The following is a 14,227-nucleotide window of genomic DNA, read 5'->3' as shown; positions in this document are numbered from 1 at the left end:
GGGAAGCGGGTTTTACTTCGACAGCGCGGCCTTGACCTGCGCGGAAACGGCCGTCATGTCGGCGCGGCCGGCGAGCTTGCCCTTCAGCACGCCCATCACCTTGCCCATGTCCTGCGGGCCGGCTGCGCCGGTTGCCGCGACCGCGGCCTCGACTTCGGCGGCCACTTCGGCGTCCGACAGCTGCGCGGGCATGTAGGCGCCCAGCACCGTCAGTTCGGCCTGCTCCTTCGCGACGAGATCGTCGCGGCCGGCGGCCTCGAACTGGCTGATCGAGTCCTTGCGCTGCTTGATCATCTTGTCGATCACCGCGGTGATGCCCGCGTCGTCGAGGGTCACCCGATCATCGACCTCGCGCTGCTTGATCGCGGCCATCAGCAGGCGAATCGTCGCCAGACGCTCGCTTTCCTTCGCGCGCATCGCGGCCTTCATGTCTTCGCTGATCTGCTCTTTCAAACTCATCTTGCACCCGGGATGGAAACGTGACTTCGACACCCGAGAACGGGCGTCAACACAAAAACCCGCTTGGGACTAAGTCTCAAGCGGGTTGCTCGAATCCGGCATCGGCGACTCGCGGCCCCGGAACGAGGCCGATCGTGCGGAGGTCGCCGGTGCGCCGCTCAGCGAACCGCGCGGCGCTCAATCGTTCAGTACAGCTTCTTCGGCAGCGTCTGGCTGCGAATCCGCTTGTAATGACGCTTCACCGCAGCAGCCTTCTTGCGCTTGCGCTCGGCGGTCGGCTTTTCGTAGAACTCCCGCGCACGAAGCTCGGTCAGCAGACCGTTCTTCTCGATCGTGCGCTTGAAGCGACGCATGGCGACTTCGAACGGCTCGTTTTCTTTAACGCGAATGATCGTCATGATCCGACACGAATAAAGGTTTGCAGGGAAGACTTACGAGTATAGCAGAGCGTCGTGCAAAGACATAAGGGCCGGGTCCCGTCAACGGCAGGGCGCGCAGCCGGTGTCAGGCGCCGCGCGAGAACTCCGCCGCCGCCTGCCCGGCCGCCGTGCCGGACGCCCATGCCCACTGGAAGTTGTAGCCGCCGAGCCAGCCCGTCACGTCCACCGCCTCGCCGATGAAGAACAGCCCCGGCACCCGCGCGCTCATCATCGTCGCCGACGACAGTTCGCGCGTATCGACGCCCCCTTTCGTCACCTCGGCCTTCTTGTAGCCCTCGGTGCCGTTCGGCGTCAGCGTCCAGCCGGACAGCGCGTCGCCGATCTGGCGCAGCGTCTTGTCGGGCAGGTCCGCGAGCCGCGCGTCGGCCGCGACGCGGTGCGTGTCGAGCCAGACGTGGGCGAGGCGCGACGGCACCCAGTCCGCGAGCAGCGAGCCAATCTGGCGCTTCGACGTGCGCTTCGCGTCGAGCAGGTCGGCCACCGCGTCGCGCTGCGGCAGCAGGTCGATACGGATCGGGTCGCCGGAGTGCCAGTAGCTGGAGATCTGCAGGATGCCGGGGCCCGACAGGCCGCGATGGGTCAGCAGCAGGTCCTCGACGAATTCGCCGCCGCGCTTCTTGTCGCCGGTCGACACGCGCACTTCGAGCGACACGCCGGACAGCGCCGCGAACGGCTCCCAGTCCTGCGACGCAAAGGTGAGCGGCACGAGCGCGGGCCGCGTATCGACGAGCTTGTGGCCGAACTGCTTCGCGAGCCGGTAGCCGAAGTCGGTGGCACCGATCTTCGGGATCGACAGGCCGCCGGTGGCGACGATCAGCGCGCGTGCGCGGATCGGCCCCGCCTGCTGCGTGTCGAGCGTGAAGCCGTCGGACGGCGCGTGGCGCACCGCGTCGACGACCACCGGCCGGCGCCAGGCGACGCCGCCCGCGTCGCATTCATGCTTCAGCACGTCGATGACCGCGTCGCTGCCGTGATCGCAAAAGAGCTGCCCCTTGTGCTTTTCGTGCCAGGTCACGTGGTGACGCTTGAGCAACCCGAGGAAGTCGCGCGGCGTGTAGCGCGCAAGCGCCGAGCGCGCGAAATGCGGATTCGACGACAGGTAGTTGTCGGGACCCGCATGGAGGTTCGTGAAGTTGCAGCGGCCGCCGCCCGAGATGCGGATTTTCTCGGCGAGCCGCGGCGCATGGTCGATCAGCACCACGCGGCGGCCGAGTTGCCCGGCGACCGCGGCGCTCATCATTCCGGCGGCGCCCGCGCCGATCACGGCGATGTCGTAAGTTTCCATGGCGCGGTTTGTTCAGGAACTTTGCATAGGCTAGGAATTATGCATATTTATCAGCCACTTAGAGGTAGGCGACTGATGAATATCTTGAGGAAGGGCGAATGATACATGCGACGGCGGAGAACGCAACGCTTGGATGGTGGCGCAGCCCCGATTCGCAGGTTGCGCTCGCAACCGTGAATCGACGGCCCTCATCCTTGCTGGTCGGCAGGAGAACCTGAATGCGGCTGATCTCATCCACCAGCGACTTCCTCGTCAGCAGCCGGCCCGATCCCGGGTTCCCGATCCCGCCTTGGGACAACATGGACGGTTGCCGTCCAGAGACACTCTCGGATTCTGTTCGGACGATGCGCTTGTTCTCTTTCCATTGACCGCACGGTATTTGATTTTTTTTGGTGGAAGTCAAGGTCGCATTGGAACTGGCTCCGCACAGCCTCGGCAGGTTGAGCGAGTCAATGAGGTCACTTGTGAAGCTCCGAGGCGCTTACGAAAATTCACTTGCCCCTGCAGATCGACCGCCCCAATCGATGAATGAGGTGACATTTGGCCAAACCGACGCTTATGGATTTCGACTGCCCGATCAAGTCTCGGCGCGGCTCGCTCCTGAGTTGGCTGCTGAGGTCATCCTGGCGATCACGGTCCCACGTCGATGCGGCCATAGAGACCATCCGCTTCGTCGTTCGTGCCGGCCGCGAAGAACAGCGTATTAGTGGGCTGACTGTTGAGCCCATTCCCGAATGCGATGCCCCACAGTCCAGGCTCGACGATTGCGCTGCCGTCAGTGTGCTCAAGGGTCCCGAGCATGGTCCCGGAAGTCGCATCGAACGCGTGGATCATGCCATCGCCAAAGTTGCCGATCAGGACGGCGTTGCTGAAGCGTCCAAAATTCGCGGGAGCCAGTGCCATACCCCACGGCGCATTCAGTGACCCACCGGTAGCGAAGCGCTGCAGGAATTGTCCCGACGGACTGAACACATCTATCACGCCGAAGCCTGCGCCCTTGACGTCATCATGTGCTGCCGCATCCTGCTTCGCGTAGGCGACGAACAGTTTCGAGCCGAGCGCCTGGATGCCGAATGGCGCGAATCCCGCAGGTAAAGCGGGATCCTGAAACGCGCCGACTGGCGTGACTTTGGCGAAGGTCCGGTCGAACACGTCGATCCGGTTGTTGTGGAAGTCCGTCGCGTACAGGAAATTCGCCCCGTTGTTACTGGCAATCGCGAGTCCCTTGTAGACGGCGGCGCCGCCGCTGTCGAACACGGTGATTGCCGACGTCGGGTTGACCGCGGGCGACCATGCGGTCATGGTCCCGCCCTCGCCAACGAAAATGAACGCTGCAGGCCCCGATTTGGCGCCCTGGGTCACCATGAAGTCATTCGTGCCATTGAACACGATCCCGGTCGGATCGGGGTCGCCGCTCGTGCCCGGCGGGATCGTCACGACGAGCGATTGCGGCACGCCGTTGCCATCGTAGAGCGTCGCGTGCTGCGTGCCGTTATCCGCGACCCAGACGAAGCCCTTGGGATTGAAGGCAATGCCCCATGGATTCTTCAGGTTGGCATCCACGTGCGCAGCCGGAACAGCGCCGTCGGAGACCAGCGCACTGACCGCGTACTGTCTCTCGTGAGACGAACCGCCGCCACACGCCACGACGCTCGCCAGCACGACAGCCGACAACGCAGCACCGAACGCCGCATGGATCTGTTTCATGATGGAACTCCGAACGTGGAAGAGCAGCTAGTAAACGAATCGGCAACCTCGTTTATTCCGCCCGTCTCGCCCGCGCATCATGAATTTTCGAAGCATGGTCACCGAAGCGGGCGAACTCGCTCCGATCGATGTCGATCCATAGTTGTCGGCGGAAGCCGAACGCCGATGCACGTAAGTCTCCGCATATCGACACGTGTCGTTGACGGCCATTGTTCTAGCAAGCCCGCGTTGCAATTCACGGTGCCACGACAAGCACTGTGTGCATGCCGGATTCATAGTGCCCCGGCTTGTTGCAGATCAGCACGTAGTGGCCGGGTGCGAGCTTGAATGACACACGCTTGCTCCTGCCGGGCGCGATATCTTCGACTTCCCCGATTTTCGTCAGCCTGTGCTCCATTACCTCTCCTTTTCTGACAGGGAGCGCATCGTCAGACAGATCCGTCTTGAGCACGACGAGCTCATGTTCCATGTTGTTGTCAGCGGCATTTTTGACATCAAGCGTGACGCGACCAGACTTCACGGTGTGCGTCTTGAGCTGAATCGAGTTGGATAGCAATGTCGCGTCGACTGTATGCTGCGCCCAGCTTGCCTGCGGCGTCACACCAAGGACGGCCGCGCCCGCGACGACGATGACTCTGCAAATGGCATACATGGCTCCCTCCATAGACATTGAAGCATCGCGTCTGCCGCGAGTTGAGCGACTGCGTGCGCTATTCATCGAACGCGCAAGGCCCCCTGCCTGTGTGACGGCATGAACGTTCTCGGGGGCGCGCGATACCTAAACGTACGCATCGGGGCACTTATTCCCGGAGCCGCGCAGGGGCGGCGCCGTCCATTCTCGCCGCGTTCATCACGGTACTGGCCATCGCTTCCTGCAATGGTCGTTCCGTGCAACGCAGGTGCGTAACCGCCAACTCGCACATGTTGGCTGGCTCCATGCAGCCTTTGCCGCGATGCTGTTCGCCATCTGACGAAATCGGCGGCGGCATCGACGCGTGAAGATCGATGCCGTCGCGCAAGTGTCCGGCAACTCGCTTCAGCTCGATTTCACCGGAAACGCGCTGCATCGGCCGTCAACCTGGCCGTCGTGTGCCGGCTGTGCATTCGCGCGACTCATACGTCTTCCCCGGTACAGGGAGGCGATCTGGAACATGGCCTACTCCGAGCCTCCACGAGAACGCAGCCGAGAGTCTTGACGTCTGTCGCCACAGAGCCATCCGTCGTCGACCGGCGCGGATTGGAACCGCGTTGAAGCGACTCAGCATCCTGTTCGACATGTGAACCGACCCCACGAAGGTTACAGAAGCGTTGAACCTGCCCGGCCTGCGGCCCGGGCCGCGCAAAGCGGCGATCGACCCTCGCCTGCTATAATTTGCGGTTACGTCTACCTTCCTGCGGCGCGCTCGATGCAGCGCGCCCCGCCCTGACCCATGCTCGTTCTCGGCATCGAAAGCTCCTGCGACGAAACCGGCCTCGCGCTCTACGACACGCAGCGCGGCCTGCTCGCGCACGCGCTCCATTCGCAGATCGCGATGCACCGCGAATACGGCGGCGTCGTGCCCGAGCTCGCGTCGCGCGACCACATCCGCCGCGCGCTGCCGCTACTCGAGGAAGTCATGGCGCAAAGCGGCACGCGCCGCGACGACATCGACGCGATCGCATTCACGCAAGGCCCCGGCCTCGCCGGCGCGCTGCTGGTCGGCGCAAGCATCGCGAATGCGCTCGCGCTCGCATGGAACAAGCCGACCGTCGGCATCCATCACCTCGAAGGCCACCTGCTGTCGCCGCTGCTCGTCGACGAGCCGCCGCCGTTCCCGTTCATCGCGCTGCTGGTGTCGGGCGGCCACACGCAACTGATGCGCGTGACCGACGTCGGCGTGTACGAGACGCTCGGCGAGACGCTCGACGACGCGGCCGGCGAAGCGTTCGACAAGACGGCGAAGCTGATCGGCCTCGGCTACCCGGGCGGCCCGGAAGTGTCGAAGCTCGCGGAAACGGGTACGCCGGGCGCGGTCGTGCTGCCGCGCCCGATGCTGCATTCGGGCGATCTCGACTTCAGCTTCAGCGGCCTGAAGACGGCCGTGCTCACGCAGATGAAGAAGTTCGAAGCGGCGAAGCTGGAGGGCGTTGCGCTCGAGCGCGCGAAGGCCGATCTCGCGCGCGGCTTCGTCGACGCAGCCGTCGACGTGCTCGTCGCGAAATCGCTCGCCGCGCTCAAGAAGACGAAGCTCAAGCGCCTCGTGGTCGCGGGCGGCGTCGGTGCGAACCGCCAGTTGCGCGCGGCGCTGTCGGCAGCCGCGGCCAAGCGCGGCTTCGACGTGCACTACCCCGATCTCGCGCTCTGCACCGACAACGGCGCAATGATCGCGCTCGCCGGCGCACTGCGGCTCGGCCGCTGGCCCGAGCAGGCGAATGCGGACTACGCGTTCACGGTGAAGCCACGCTGGGATCTCGCGTCGCTCGCACGCTGAGTCGCGCGGCACGGCGCTGCGCAACGTCGCTCGCACCTGCACGCGCCGGACGGAAAACAAGAAGGCCGCTCGATTCGAGCGGCCTTTTTCATTGCAGCGGCAATTCGACGCAGCGCCGCAGCGATGCGACGTTACGCAGCGTGTCGCTTGTCGCGCTCGATCAGCGCATACGCGCTGTGATTGTGGATCGACTCGAAGTTCTCGGCTTCGAGCACGTAGGCGATCACGCGCTCGTCCGCGTCGAGACGCTGCGCGACGTCGCGCACCAGATCCTCGACGAACTTCGGGTTTTCGTACGCGCGCTCCGTCACGAACTTCTCGTCCGGACGCTTCAGCAAGCCCCACAGCTCGCACGACGCCTCTTCTTCCGCGATGCGGATCAGCGCCTCGACCGGCAGGTCGGCTGCGAGTTCGGCATCGATCGTCACGTGCGAGCGCTGATTGTGCGCGCCGTACTGCGAAATCTTCTTCGAACACGGGCACAGGCTCGTCACCGGCACGAGCACCTTCAGGAACAGGCGTGTTTCGCCGTCGCGGCATTCGCCCGCGAGCGTCACTTCGTAGTCGAGCAGGCTCTGCACGCCCGACACCGGCGCCGTCTTGTTCACGAAGTACGGGAACGTGACCTCGATGCGGCCGGCCTCGGCTTCCAGCTTCTCGAGCATCGACGCGAGCATCGCGCGGAAGCGCTCGACCGTCAGCGGCGCACGGTTCTCTTCGAGCAGCGCGACGAAGCGCGACATGTGCGTGCCCTTCTGATCGGCAGGCAGGCGCACGTCGAGATTCCAGACGCCGACGCTCGGCTGCACGTCGCCGCTCTCGGTGCACACCGTCAACGGATGCCGGACCGCCTTCACGCCCACGCGCTGAATCGGAATCTGGCGGGTATCCACCGTGCTCTGCACGTCGGGCATCACGAAGGCGGGATTCATCTGGTTCATCTTGTTCAATCCTTGTAAGCCGCGCGTTCGACGACGCGCACGCCGCGTCACGCGGCAGCCGGAAAAGCAACATGGGCCCGCAGGCCCATGTTTTCCGCATCAATGTAGACCGGTTGCGCCAGTCGCACCGACGCCGCCCGCAGGCGGCGCCAGCTTATGCGACGCGCTTCGCCTGATCGGCGACATCGGCCGCCGGGCTCAGGAAGCGTTCGCGAATCGATTTCGCGATGCCCGCGCCGTCGAGGCCGCATTGCGACAGCAGCTTCGCGGGATCACCGTGATCGATGAACTGGTCAGGGAGGCCCAATTGTATTACGGGTCGGATAACCCCACTCTCCATCAGGGCTTCGACGCAGGCCGAGCCCGCACCGCCCATCACGCAGCCTTCCTCGACCGTGACGAGGTAGTCGTGCGTCTCGGCGAGTTCACGCACGAGCGCCGCATCGACCGGCTTCACGAAACGCATGTTCGCGACCGTGGCGTCGAGCTCCTCGCCCGCCGCGAGCGACGGCGCGACCATCGTGCCGAACGCGAGGATCGCGACGCGCTTGCCTTCCGGCTGCGACGTACGGCGACGCACTTCACCCTTGCCGAGCGGGATCTCGGTGAATTCCTTCACCGTCGGCACGCCGGTGCCCGCGCCGCGCGGATAGCGCACCGCGGTCGGGTTCGGCTGCTGCAGCGCCGTGTGCAGCATCTGGCGGCACTCGTCCTCGTCGGACGCGGCCATGATCGTCATGTTCGGGATGCAGCGCATGAACGCGAGATCGTATGCGCCCGCGTGCGTCGCGCCGTCGGCGCCGACGAGGCCCGCGCGGTCGATCGCGAACACGACCGGCAGGTTCTGCAGCGCGACGTCGTGGATCAGCTGGTCGTACGCACGTTGCAGGAACGTCGAGTAGATCGCGACGACGGGCTTCAACCCTTCGGTCGCGAGGCCGCCCGCGAACGTCACCGCGTGCTGCTCGGCGATGCCGACGTCGTAGTAGCGATCCTTGAAACGCTTCTCGAACTCGACCATGCCCGAGCCTTCGCGCATCGCGGGCGTGATGCCGACGACGCGCGTATCGCGCTCGGCTTCATCGCACAGCCATTCGCCGAATACTTGCGTATAAGTCTTTTTCGCGGGCGTGGCCGACGGCTTGATGCCTTCCGCCGGGTTGAACTTGCCGGGGCCGTGATAGAGCACGGGATCCGCTTCGGCGAGCTTGTAGCCCTGGCCTTTCTTCGTCACCACGTGCAGGAATTGCGGGCCGCGCAGTTCGCGGATGTTCTGCAGCGTCGGGATCAGCGAATCGAGATCGTGACCGTCGATCGGGCCGATGTAGTTGAAGCCGAACTCCTCGAACAGCGTGGCCGGCACGACCATGCCCTTCGCGTGCTCCTCGAGCTTGCGCGCGAGTTCGAGCACCGGCGGCGCCACGCTCAGCACGCGCTCGACGCCCGCACGCGCGGCCGCGTAGAAGCGGCCCGACATCAGGCGCGCGAGATGGCGGTTCAGCGCGCCGACCGGCGGCGAAATCGACATGTCGTTGTCGTTGAGGATCACGAGCAGCTTCGCATCCTCCGACACGCCCGCGTTGTTCATCGCCTCGAACGCCATGCCGGCCGTCATTGCGCCGTCGCCGATCACCGCGATCGAGAAGCGGTCGTCGCCGTTCAGCTGGCTGCCGATCGCCATCCCGAGCGCCGCCGAGATCGACGTGCTCGAGTGCGCGGTGCCGAACGTGTCGTATTCCGACTCGCTGCGGCGCGGGAAACCCGAGATGCCGTCGTACTGGCGCAGCGAATGCATCTGGTCGCGGCGGCCCGTCAGGATCTTGTGCGGGTAGGTCTGGTGACCCACGTCCCAGACGATCCGGTCGTTCGGCGTGTTGAACACGTAGTGCAACGCGATCGTCAGCTCGACCGTCCCGAGGTTGGACGACAGATGGCCGCCCGTCTTCGACACGCTGTCGAGCACGAACGCGCGCAGTTCATCCGCGAGCGGTTGGAGTTGGCGACGATCGAGGCGGCGCAGATCCGCCGGGTCGTCGATGGTTTTCAGCAAGTCGTACATCGTCGTTCCATTGTAGGAAATCAAACGCGCCCGCATTCTATTGCACGCACCGTAGCGTGTGCGCAGCGGCGGGCTTCGCGTCAGCTGACCCGGTTCACCACCAGGTCGGCAAGTTCGGCGAGACGCTGTGCGCGTGCGCCGAACGGTTTCAGCGCATCATGCGCTTCGGCGCGCAGCTGGGCTGCGAGCTCACGCGACGCGTCGAGGCCGAGGATCGATACGTAGGTCGGCTTGTCGTTCGCCGCATCCTTGCCGGCCGTCTTGCCGAGCGTCGCCGAATCGGTCGTGACGTCGAGAATGTCGTCGACGACCTGGAAGGCCAGACCCACGGCCCCCGCGTAGACGTCGAGCGCGGCCATCGCCTCCGCCGACGGCGTGTCGCCCGCCAGCGCGCCCATCCGCACGGCCGCGCGCAACAGCGCGCCCGTCTTCATCCGGTGCATCGTCTCGAGCTGCTCGCGCGTCAGCTTGAGGCCGACGCTCGCCAGGTCGATCGCCTGCCCGCCGGCCATGCCGATCGAGCCGCTCGCCAGCGCCAGCTCGCGCACGAGCGCGGCCTGCTGCACCGGCGACAGCGCGGCGGTGTCGGTCAGCGCGACGAAGGCCTGCGACTGCAGCGCATCGCCGACCAGCAGCGCCGTCGGCTCGTCGTACTGCACGTGCACGGTCGGCTTGCCGCGTCGCAGCGCGTCGTCGTCCATGCACGGCATGTCGTCGTGCACGAGCGAGTAGACGTGGATCATCTCCAGCGCCGCCGCTGCCGCGTTGCGCGCCGCTTCGGTCGCGCCGGTCAGTTCGCCTGCTGCATGGCACAGCAGCGGGCGAACGCGTTTGCCGCCGCCGAGGACCGCGTAGCGCATCGCTTCGTGGAGTTGCGTGGGCACCACGTTGTCAGCCGGCAAATAGTGGCCGAGTGCGTCCTCGACACGGTCGAGCACGGACCGCATCCATTGTTCGAATGTCATAGATCGTCGTCTTCGCCGTCCGTGGCGGCCGTTCCGGACGAAAGCGGCTTCAGCGTCGCGCCGTCGAGCACGCGAACCTGCTGTTCCACTTTCTCGAGCTGCTGTTGGCAAAACGCAACGAGAGTCGCACCGCGGCGATACGCAGCGAGCGAATCCTCGAGGCTCAACGTGCCGCCTTCCATCCGGGCAACCAGCGTCTCGAGTTCCGCGAGCGCCGTTTCATAGTTGTCCGGCAACGGTTCGGTGCCATTGCCGGGCGGGGTGGCGCCTTGGGATGCGGTTTTCGCCATGGACGAGGGTGTCAAATTTCAAAACAAGTCGGACATTCTACGGCAAAAGAGAATTTTCCGACCTGCCGACTTGGGCACCCGGGCACGCATTCGGGCCCCTTCTTCGACACACATTGTGCGCCACCCGATCGCCGCCGGACAAAAAATTGACACAAATCAGGCACTTAATCCTAGCCTTGCGAGGCGAACCGGGTATAATTCCGCGTTTCCCTAAATCGATTTTTCGATGGTTGGGTTGTTCACTGCTTTCACGCTAACACCGGGAGTGGGAATGTCCAATCTGAGCGATGCGCTTCAGTTGAAGTCGGCTCACAGCCAGCTTCCAGTCACTGCATACTTCGATGAGGCGCTGCTCGAGCGCGAGATCGAAACCCTCTTCAAGAAAGGACCTCGTTACGTCGGGCACGAGTTGATGGTGCCCGAGGCGGGGGATTATTTTGCGCTGCCGTCCGAGAAGGAAGGCCGCGTGCTGGTCCGCAACCCGGCGAACCAGATCGAACTGCTGTCGAACGTGTGCCGCCACCGGCAGGCGATCATGCTGAACGGGCGCGGCCACACGCAGAACATCGTGTGTCCGCTGCACCGCTGGACGTACGATCTGGAAGGCCAGCTGCTCGGCGCGCCGCACTTCCCCGACAAGCCGTGCCTGAACCTCGGCAAGAGCCCGCTGCAGAACTGGCAGGGGCTGCTGTTCGAGGCCGAAGGCCGCAACGTCGCGCGCGATCTCGCGAACCTCGGCACGAAGCATCACTTCGACTTCTCCGAGTATCACTTCGATCACGTCGAAGTGCACGAGTGCGATTACAACTGGAAGACGTTCATCGAGGTCTACCTCGAGGATTACCACGTCGTCCCGTTCCACCCGGGCCTCGGCAGCTTCGTGTCGTGCGACGATCTCAAATGGGAGTTCGGCGACTGGTACAGCGTGCAGACGGTCGGCGTGCACAACGCGCTCGCGAAACCGGGCAGCGCGACCTACAAGACGTGGCACGAGCAGGTGCTCAAGTTCCGCAACGGCGTGCCGCCGGAGTTCGGCGCGATCTGGATGGTCTACTACCCGGGCCTGATGATCGAGTGGTATCCGCACGTGCTCGTCGTGTCGTGGCTGATTCCGCGCGGCCCGCAGAAGACGACCAACATCGTCGAGTTCTACTACCCCGAGGAAATCGCGCTGTTCGAGCGCGAGTTCGTCGAAGCCGAGCGCGCCGCCTATATGGAGACGGCCATCGAGGACGACGAAATCGCGATGCGGATGGACGCAGGCCGCCGTGCACTGATGGCGCGCGGCGAATCGCAGGTCGGCCCGTACCAGAGCCCGATGGAAGACGGCATGCAGCACTTCCACGAGTTCCTGCGCCGCCACCTCGGCGATCTCTGACCTGCACGCGGCGCTTGCGCGCCGCACGGCATTCGGCATATGAAAAGACGGGTTCCGGCCCGTCTTTTTTTGTTTAGACTTGGAGTATCAGGCCGTTTGCACTCCAGGGAGCCGTCATGCCACATACCCACTACACCACGCTCATCTCAGCAACCAATCTCGCCGAGCGCCTGGCCGCGGCGCCGGGCAGCGTTGCCGTGTTCGACTGCCGCTTCGATCTCGCCGATCCGGGCGCAGGCGAAGCCGCCTACGCAGCCGGCCATATCGCGGGCGCACAGTATCTCCATCTCGACCGCGACCTGTCCGGCCGCAAGACCGGCACGAACGGCCGCCATCCGCTGCCGACCCGCGACGCGCTCGCCACGCTGCTCGCCAGCCGCGGTGTCAAGCAGGGCCAGCAGGTCGTCGCCTATGACGCACACGGCGGCGCCTATGCGGCGCGCCTGTGGTGGCTGCTGCGCTGGCTCGGGCACGATTCCGTCGCAGTGCTCGACGGCGGCCTGCAGGCATGGGAAGCAGCCGGCCAGCCGCTGACCGCCGACGTGCCGCACCCGGCCGCCGGCGACTTCCGCGCGGCGGCCCCGCTCGAATCGACGGTCGACGCGGCAGCCGTGCTCGCGAACGTGACGTCGGCCCAGCGCGTCGTGATCGATGCGCGCGCGCCGGATCGCTATCGCGGCGAAAACGAAACGATCGATCGTGTCGGCGGCCATATTCCCGGCGCACGCAACCGGTTCTTCAAGGACAACCTGGCCGCCGACGGCCGCTTCAAGACCGGCCACGAACTGCGCGAGACGTTCACCGCGCTGCTGGCCGGCACCGAACCGAACAACGCGATCCTGCAATGCGGATCCGGCGTGACCGCGTGCCACAACGCACTCGCGCTCGAGATCGCCGGGCTTCACGGTGCGTCGCTGTACCCGGGCTCGTGGAGCGAATGGAGCGCCGATCCGTCGCGGCCGATCGCGACCGGCCCGAACCCGTAAGCACCGGCGCGACACGTCGACGAGGCGACGGCATCTGCCGCCTCGTCGCTTACATCACGCCGTACTTGTGGAACCACTCGATCGCGCGCTTCCAGCCGTCCTCGGCATCGCCCTTCACGTAACTCGGCCGGTAATCGGCGAAGAACGCATGACCGGCATCCGGATAGACGACGATCTCCGATTGGCGCGCGAGCTTCGAATCGCTCGCCTGGATCGCCTTGCGCATGTTCGCGAGCGCCGCCTGCGTGATGTTCGTATCCTTCTCGCCGTACAGCCCGAGCACCGGCACCTTCAGCAACGACGCATGATCGACCGGATTGAACGGTGTCATCTCGTCGGTCTTGCCTTCGACGAACCCGTACCACGCGACGGCCGCCAGCACGTGCGGATTGTGCTCCGCATACAGCCACGCCTGGCGGCCGCCCCAGCAGAACCCCGTCACGCCGAGACGCGACAGGTCGCCGCCATTCTTGCCGGCCCACGCGACGGTCGCATCGAGATCCTCGGTGACCTGACGGTCCGGCACCTTGTTGACGATGTTGTCGACGAGCGCCCGGATGGTCGGATACTTCGACGCGTCGCCCTGGCGCGCGAACAGGTCGGGCGCGATCGCGAGATAGCCGAGCTTCGCGAAGCGACGGCAGACGTCGGCGATATGCGCATGCACGCCGAAGACCTCGTGGATCACGATGACGACCGGCAGGTTCGTCTTGCCGACCGGCTGCGCACGATACGCGGGGATGCTCGCGTCGCCCGAGCGGATCTCGATGGTGTCGACGTCCAGCCCGGCGCTGTCGGTCGTGATCGTCTGCGCCGACACGGGCAGCACGGCCGCCGCGAAGGTGCCGCCGAGCGCAGCCTGCATGAACTTGCGGCGCGAGAACGGAACACGGGGAACCAGGCTGTCGACTTCGGGTTTCAACATGAATGCACTCCTCGATTGGGCGCCGCCGTCACGGTCATGGCTTGGACCTGACGGGGCATCGCGCCGGCGGACGGCGCGGATGTCGCGGCGGTTGACACTCCGCCGCAAGCGGAAACCCGCACAAGATGCCCAATAATCCGTTGTCACGTCAACTGTCAGATGTGTAAGACTCGATTACGAAGGCGTAATCCGGCGGGCGTCCGTCACGGTATCGATAACCGCGATCCGGCCCGGCAAGTTCATCCGCGGCGCACATGCGGCAAGCGCCTTCGCGCGCTCGAATACTTGCGGGTCGGCACGAAACGACGCGCAATAAACAGA

General features: G+C 65.0%; 14 protein-coding genes. 3 read left to right on the top strand and 11 right to left on the bottom strand.

The window, feature by feature from the left end:
• Window positions 1-12 precede the first annotated feature (12 nt).
• From U4Z31_RS06625 to U4Z31_RS06600, 6 genes are all read right to left on the bottom strand, one after another.
• Window positions 13-459: a GatB/YqeY domain-containing protein gene (locus U4Z31_RS06625; RefSeq protein WP_257770406.1), complete on the bottom strand. Its 447-nt coding sequence runs from the start codon at window positions 457-459 to the stop codon at window positions 13-15.
• 185 nt (window positions 460-644) lie between these two features.
• Window positions 645-857, bottom strand: coding sequence for a 30S ribosomal protein S21 (gene rpsU, locus U4Z31_RS06620; protein WP_006479415.1), 213 nt, complete (start codon window positions 855-857; stop codon window positions 645-647).
• Window positions 858-963: 106 nt separating this feature from the next.
• Window positions 964-2,184 (bottom strand): NAD(P)/FAD-dependent oxidoreductase, encoded by a 1,221-nt coding sequence (locus tag U4Z31_RS06615; RefSeq protein WP_321809784.1) that lies wholly within the window; start codon window positions 2,182-2,184, stop codon window positions 964-966.
• A gap of 630 nt (window positions 2,185-2,814) precedes the next feature.
• Window positions 2,815-3,891 carry a TIGR03118 family protein gene (locus U4Z31_RS06610; protein ID WP_321809783.1) on the bottom strand — a complete coding sequence of 359 codons (1,077 nt, stop codon included), beginning with the start codon at window positions 3,889-3,891 and terminating at the stop codon, window positions 2,815-2,817.
• A gap of 235 nt (window positions 3,892-4,126) precedes the next feature.
• The gene (locus tag U4Z31_RS06605; RefSeq protein ID WP_321809782.1) at window positions 4,127-4,543 is read right to left on the bottom strand and encodes a sulfocyanin-like copper-binding protein; all 417 of its coding nucleotides are present in this window, start codon (window positions 4,541-4,543) and stop codon (window positions 4,127-4,129) included.
• Window positions 4,544-4,691: 148 nt separating this feature from the next.
• Window positions 4,692-4,958 (bottom strand): hypothetical protein, encoded by a 267-nt coding sequence (locus U4Z31_RS06600; RefSeq protein ID WP_321809781.1) that lies wholly within the window; start codon window positions 4,956-4,958, stop codon window positions 4,692-4,694.
• A 363-nt stretch (window positions 4,959-5,321) separates the two neighbouring features.
• On the opposite strand from U4Z31_RS06600, the gene tsaD reads away from it, so the two are divergent.
• Window positions 5,322-6,362: a tRNA (adenosine(37)-N6)-threonylcarbamoyltransferase complex transferase subunit TsaD gene (tsaD, locus tag U4Z31_RS06595; protein ID WP_044845274.1), complete on the top strand. Its 1,041-nt coding sequence runs from the start codon at window positions 5,322-5,324 to the stop codon at window positions 6,360-6,362.
• 131 nt (window positions 6,363-6,493) lie between these two features.
• Here the strand turns inward: tsaD and folE2 are convergent, their stop codons facing one another.
• The 4 genes from folE2 to U4Z31_RS06575 form a co-directional block, all read right to left on the bottom strand.
• Window positions 6,494-7,303: a GTP cyclohydrolase FolE2 gene (gene folE2 / locus U4Z31_RS06590; RefSeq protein ID WP_044845273.1), complete on the bottom strand. Its 810-nt coding sequence runs from the start codon at window positions 7,301-7,303 to the stop codon at window positions 6,494-6,496.
• Between the two features lie 154 nt (window positions 7,304-7,457).
• A complete protein-coding gene (gene dxs / locus U4Z31_RS06585; protein ID WP_044845272.1) occupies window positions 7,458-9,362 on the bottom strand; it encodes a 1-deoxy-D-xylulose-5-phosphate synthase in 1,905 nt (634 codons plus the stop codon).
• 80 nt (window positions 9,363-9,442) lie between these two features.
• Window positions 9,443-10,327 carry a farnesyl diphosphate synthase gene (locus U4Z31_RS06580; RefSeq protein ID WP_321809780.1) on the bottom strand — a complete coding sequence of 295 codons (885 nt, stop codon included), beginning with the start codon at window positions 10,325-10,327 and terminating at the stop codon, window positions 9,443-9,445.
• Window positions 10,324-10,617 carry an exodeoxyribonuclease VII small subunit gene (locus tag U4Z31_RS06575; RefSeq protein WP_044845270.1) on the bottom strand — a complete coding sequence of 98 codons (294 nt, stop codon included), beginning with the start codon at window positions 10,615-10,617 and terminating at the stop codon, window positions 10,324-10,326. The genes U4Z31_RS06580 and U4Z31_RS06575 overlap by 4 nt, the downstream gene beginning before the upstream one ends.
• A 271-nt stretch (window positions 10,618-10,888) precedes the next feature.
• On the opposite strand from U4Z31_RS06575, the gene U4Z31_RS06570 reads away from it, so the two are divergent.
• Window positions 10,889-11,995, top strand: coding sequence for an aromatic ring-hydroxylating oxygenase subunit alpha (locus tag U4Z31_RS06570; protein ID WP_044845269.1), 1,107 nt, complete (start codon window positions 10,889-10,891; stop codon window positions 11,993-11,995).
• 116 nt (window positions 11,996-12,111) lie between these two features.
• Window positions 12,112-12,981 carry a sulfurtransferase gene (locus U4Z31_RS06565; protein ID WP_124486430.1) on the top strand — a complete coding sequence of 290 codons (870 nt, stop codon included), beginning with the start codon at window positions 12,112-12,114 and terminating at the stop codon, window positions 12,979-12,981.
• A 49-nt stretch (window positions 12,982-13,030) separates the two neighbouring features.
• Here the strand turns inward: U4Z31_RS06565 and U4Z31_RS06560 are convergent, their stop codons facing one another.
• A complete protein-coding gene (locus U4Z31_RS06560; RefSeq protein WP_321809779.1) occupies window positions 13,031-13,906 on the bottom strand; it encodes a dienelactone hydrolase family protein in 876 nt (291 codons plus the stop codon).
• Window positions 13,907-14,227 lie beyond the last annotated feature (321 nt).

This window comes from Burkholderia sp. BCC1985, assembly GCF_905339915.1.
Lineage (GTDB): Bacteria > Pseudomonadota > Gammaproteobacteria > Burkholderiales > Burkholderiaceae > Burkholderia.
The sequence above is the reverse complement of the archived record's forward strand: the minus strand, read 5'-3'. Positions and strand labels throughout refer to the sequence as shown.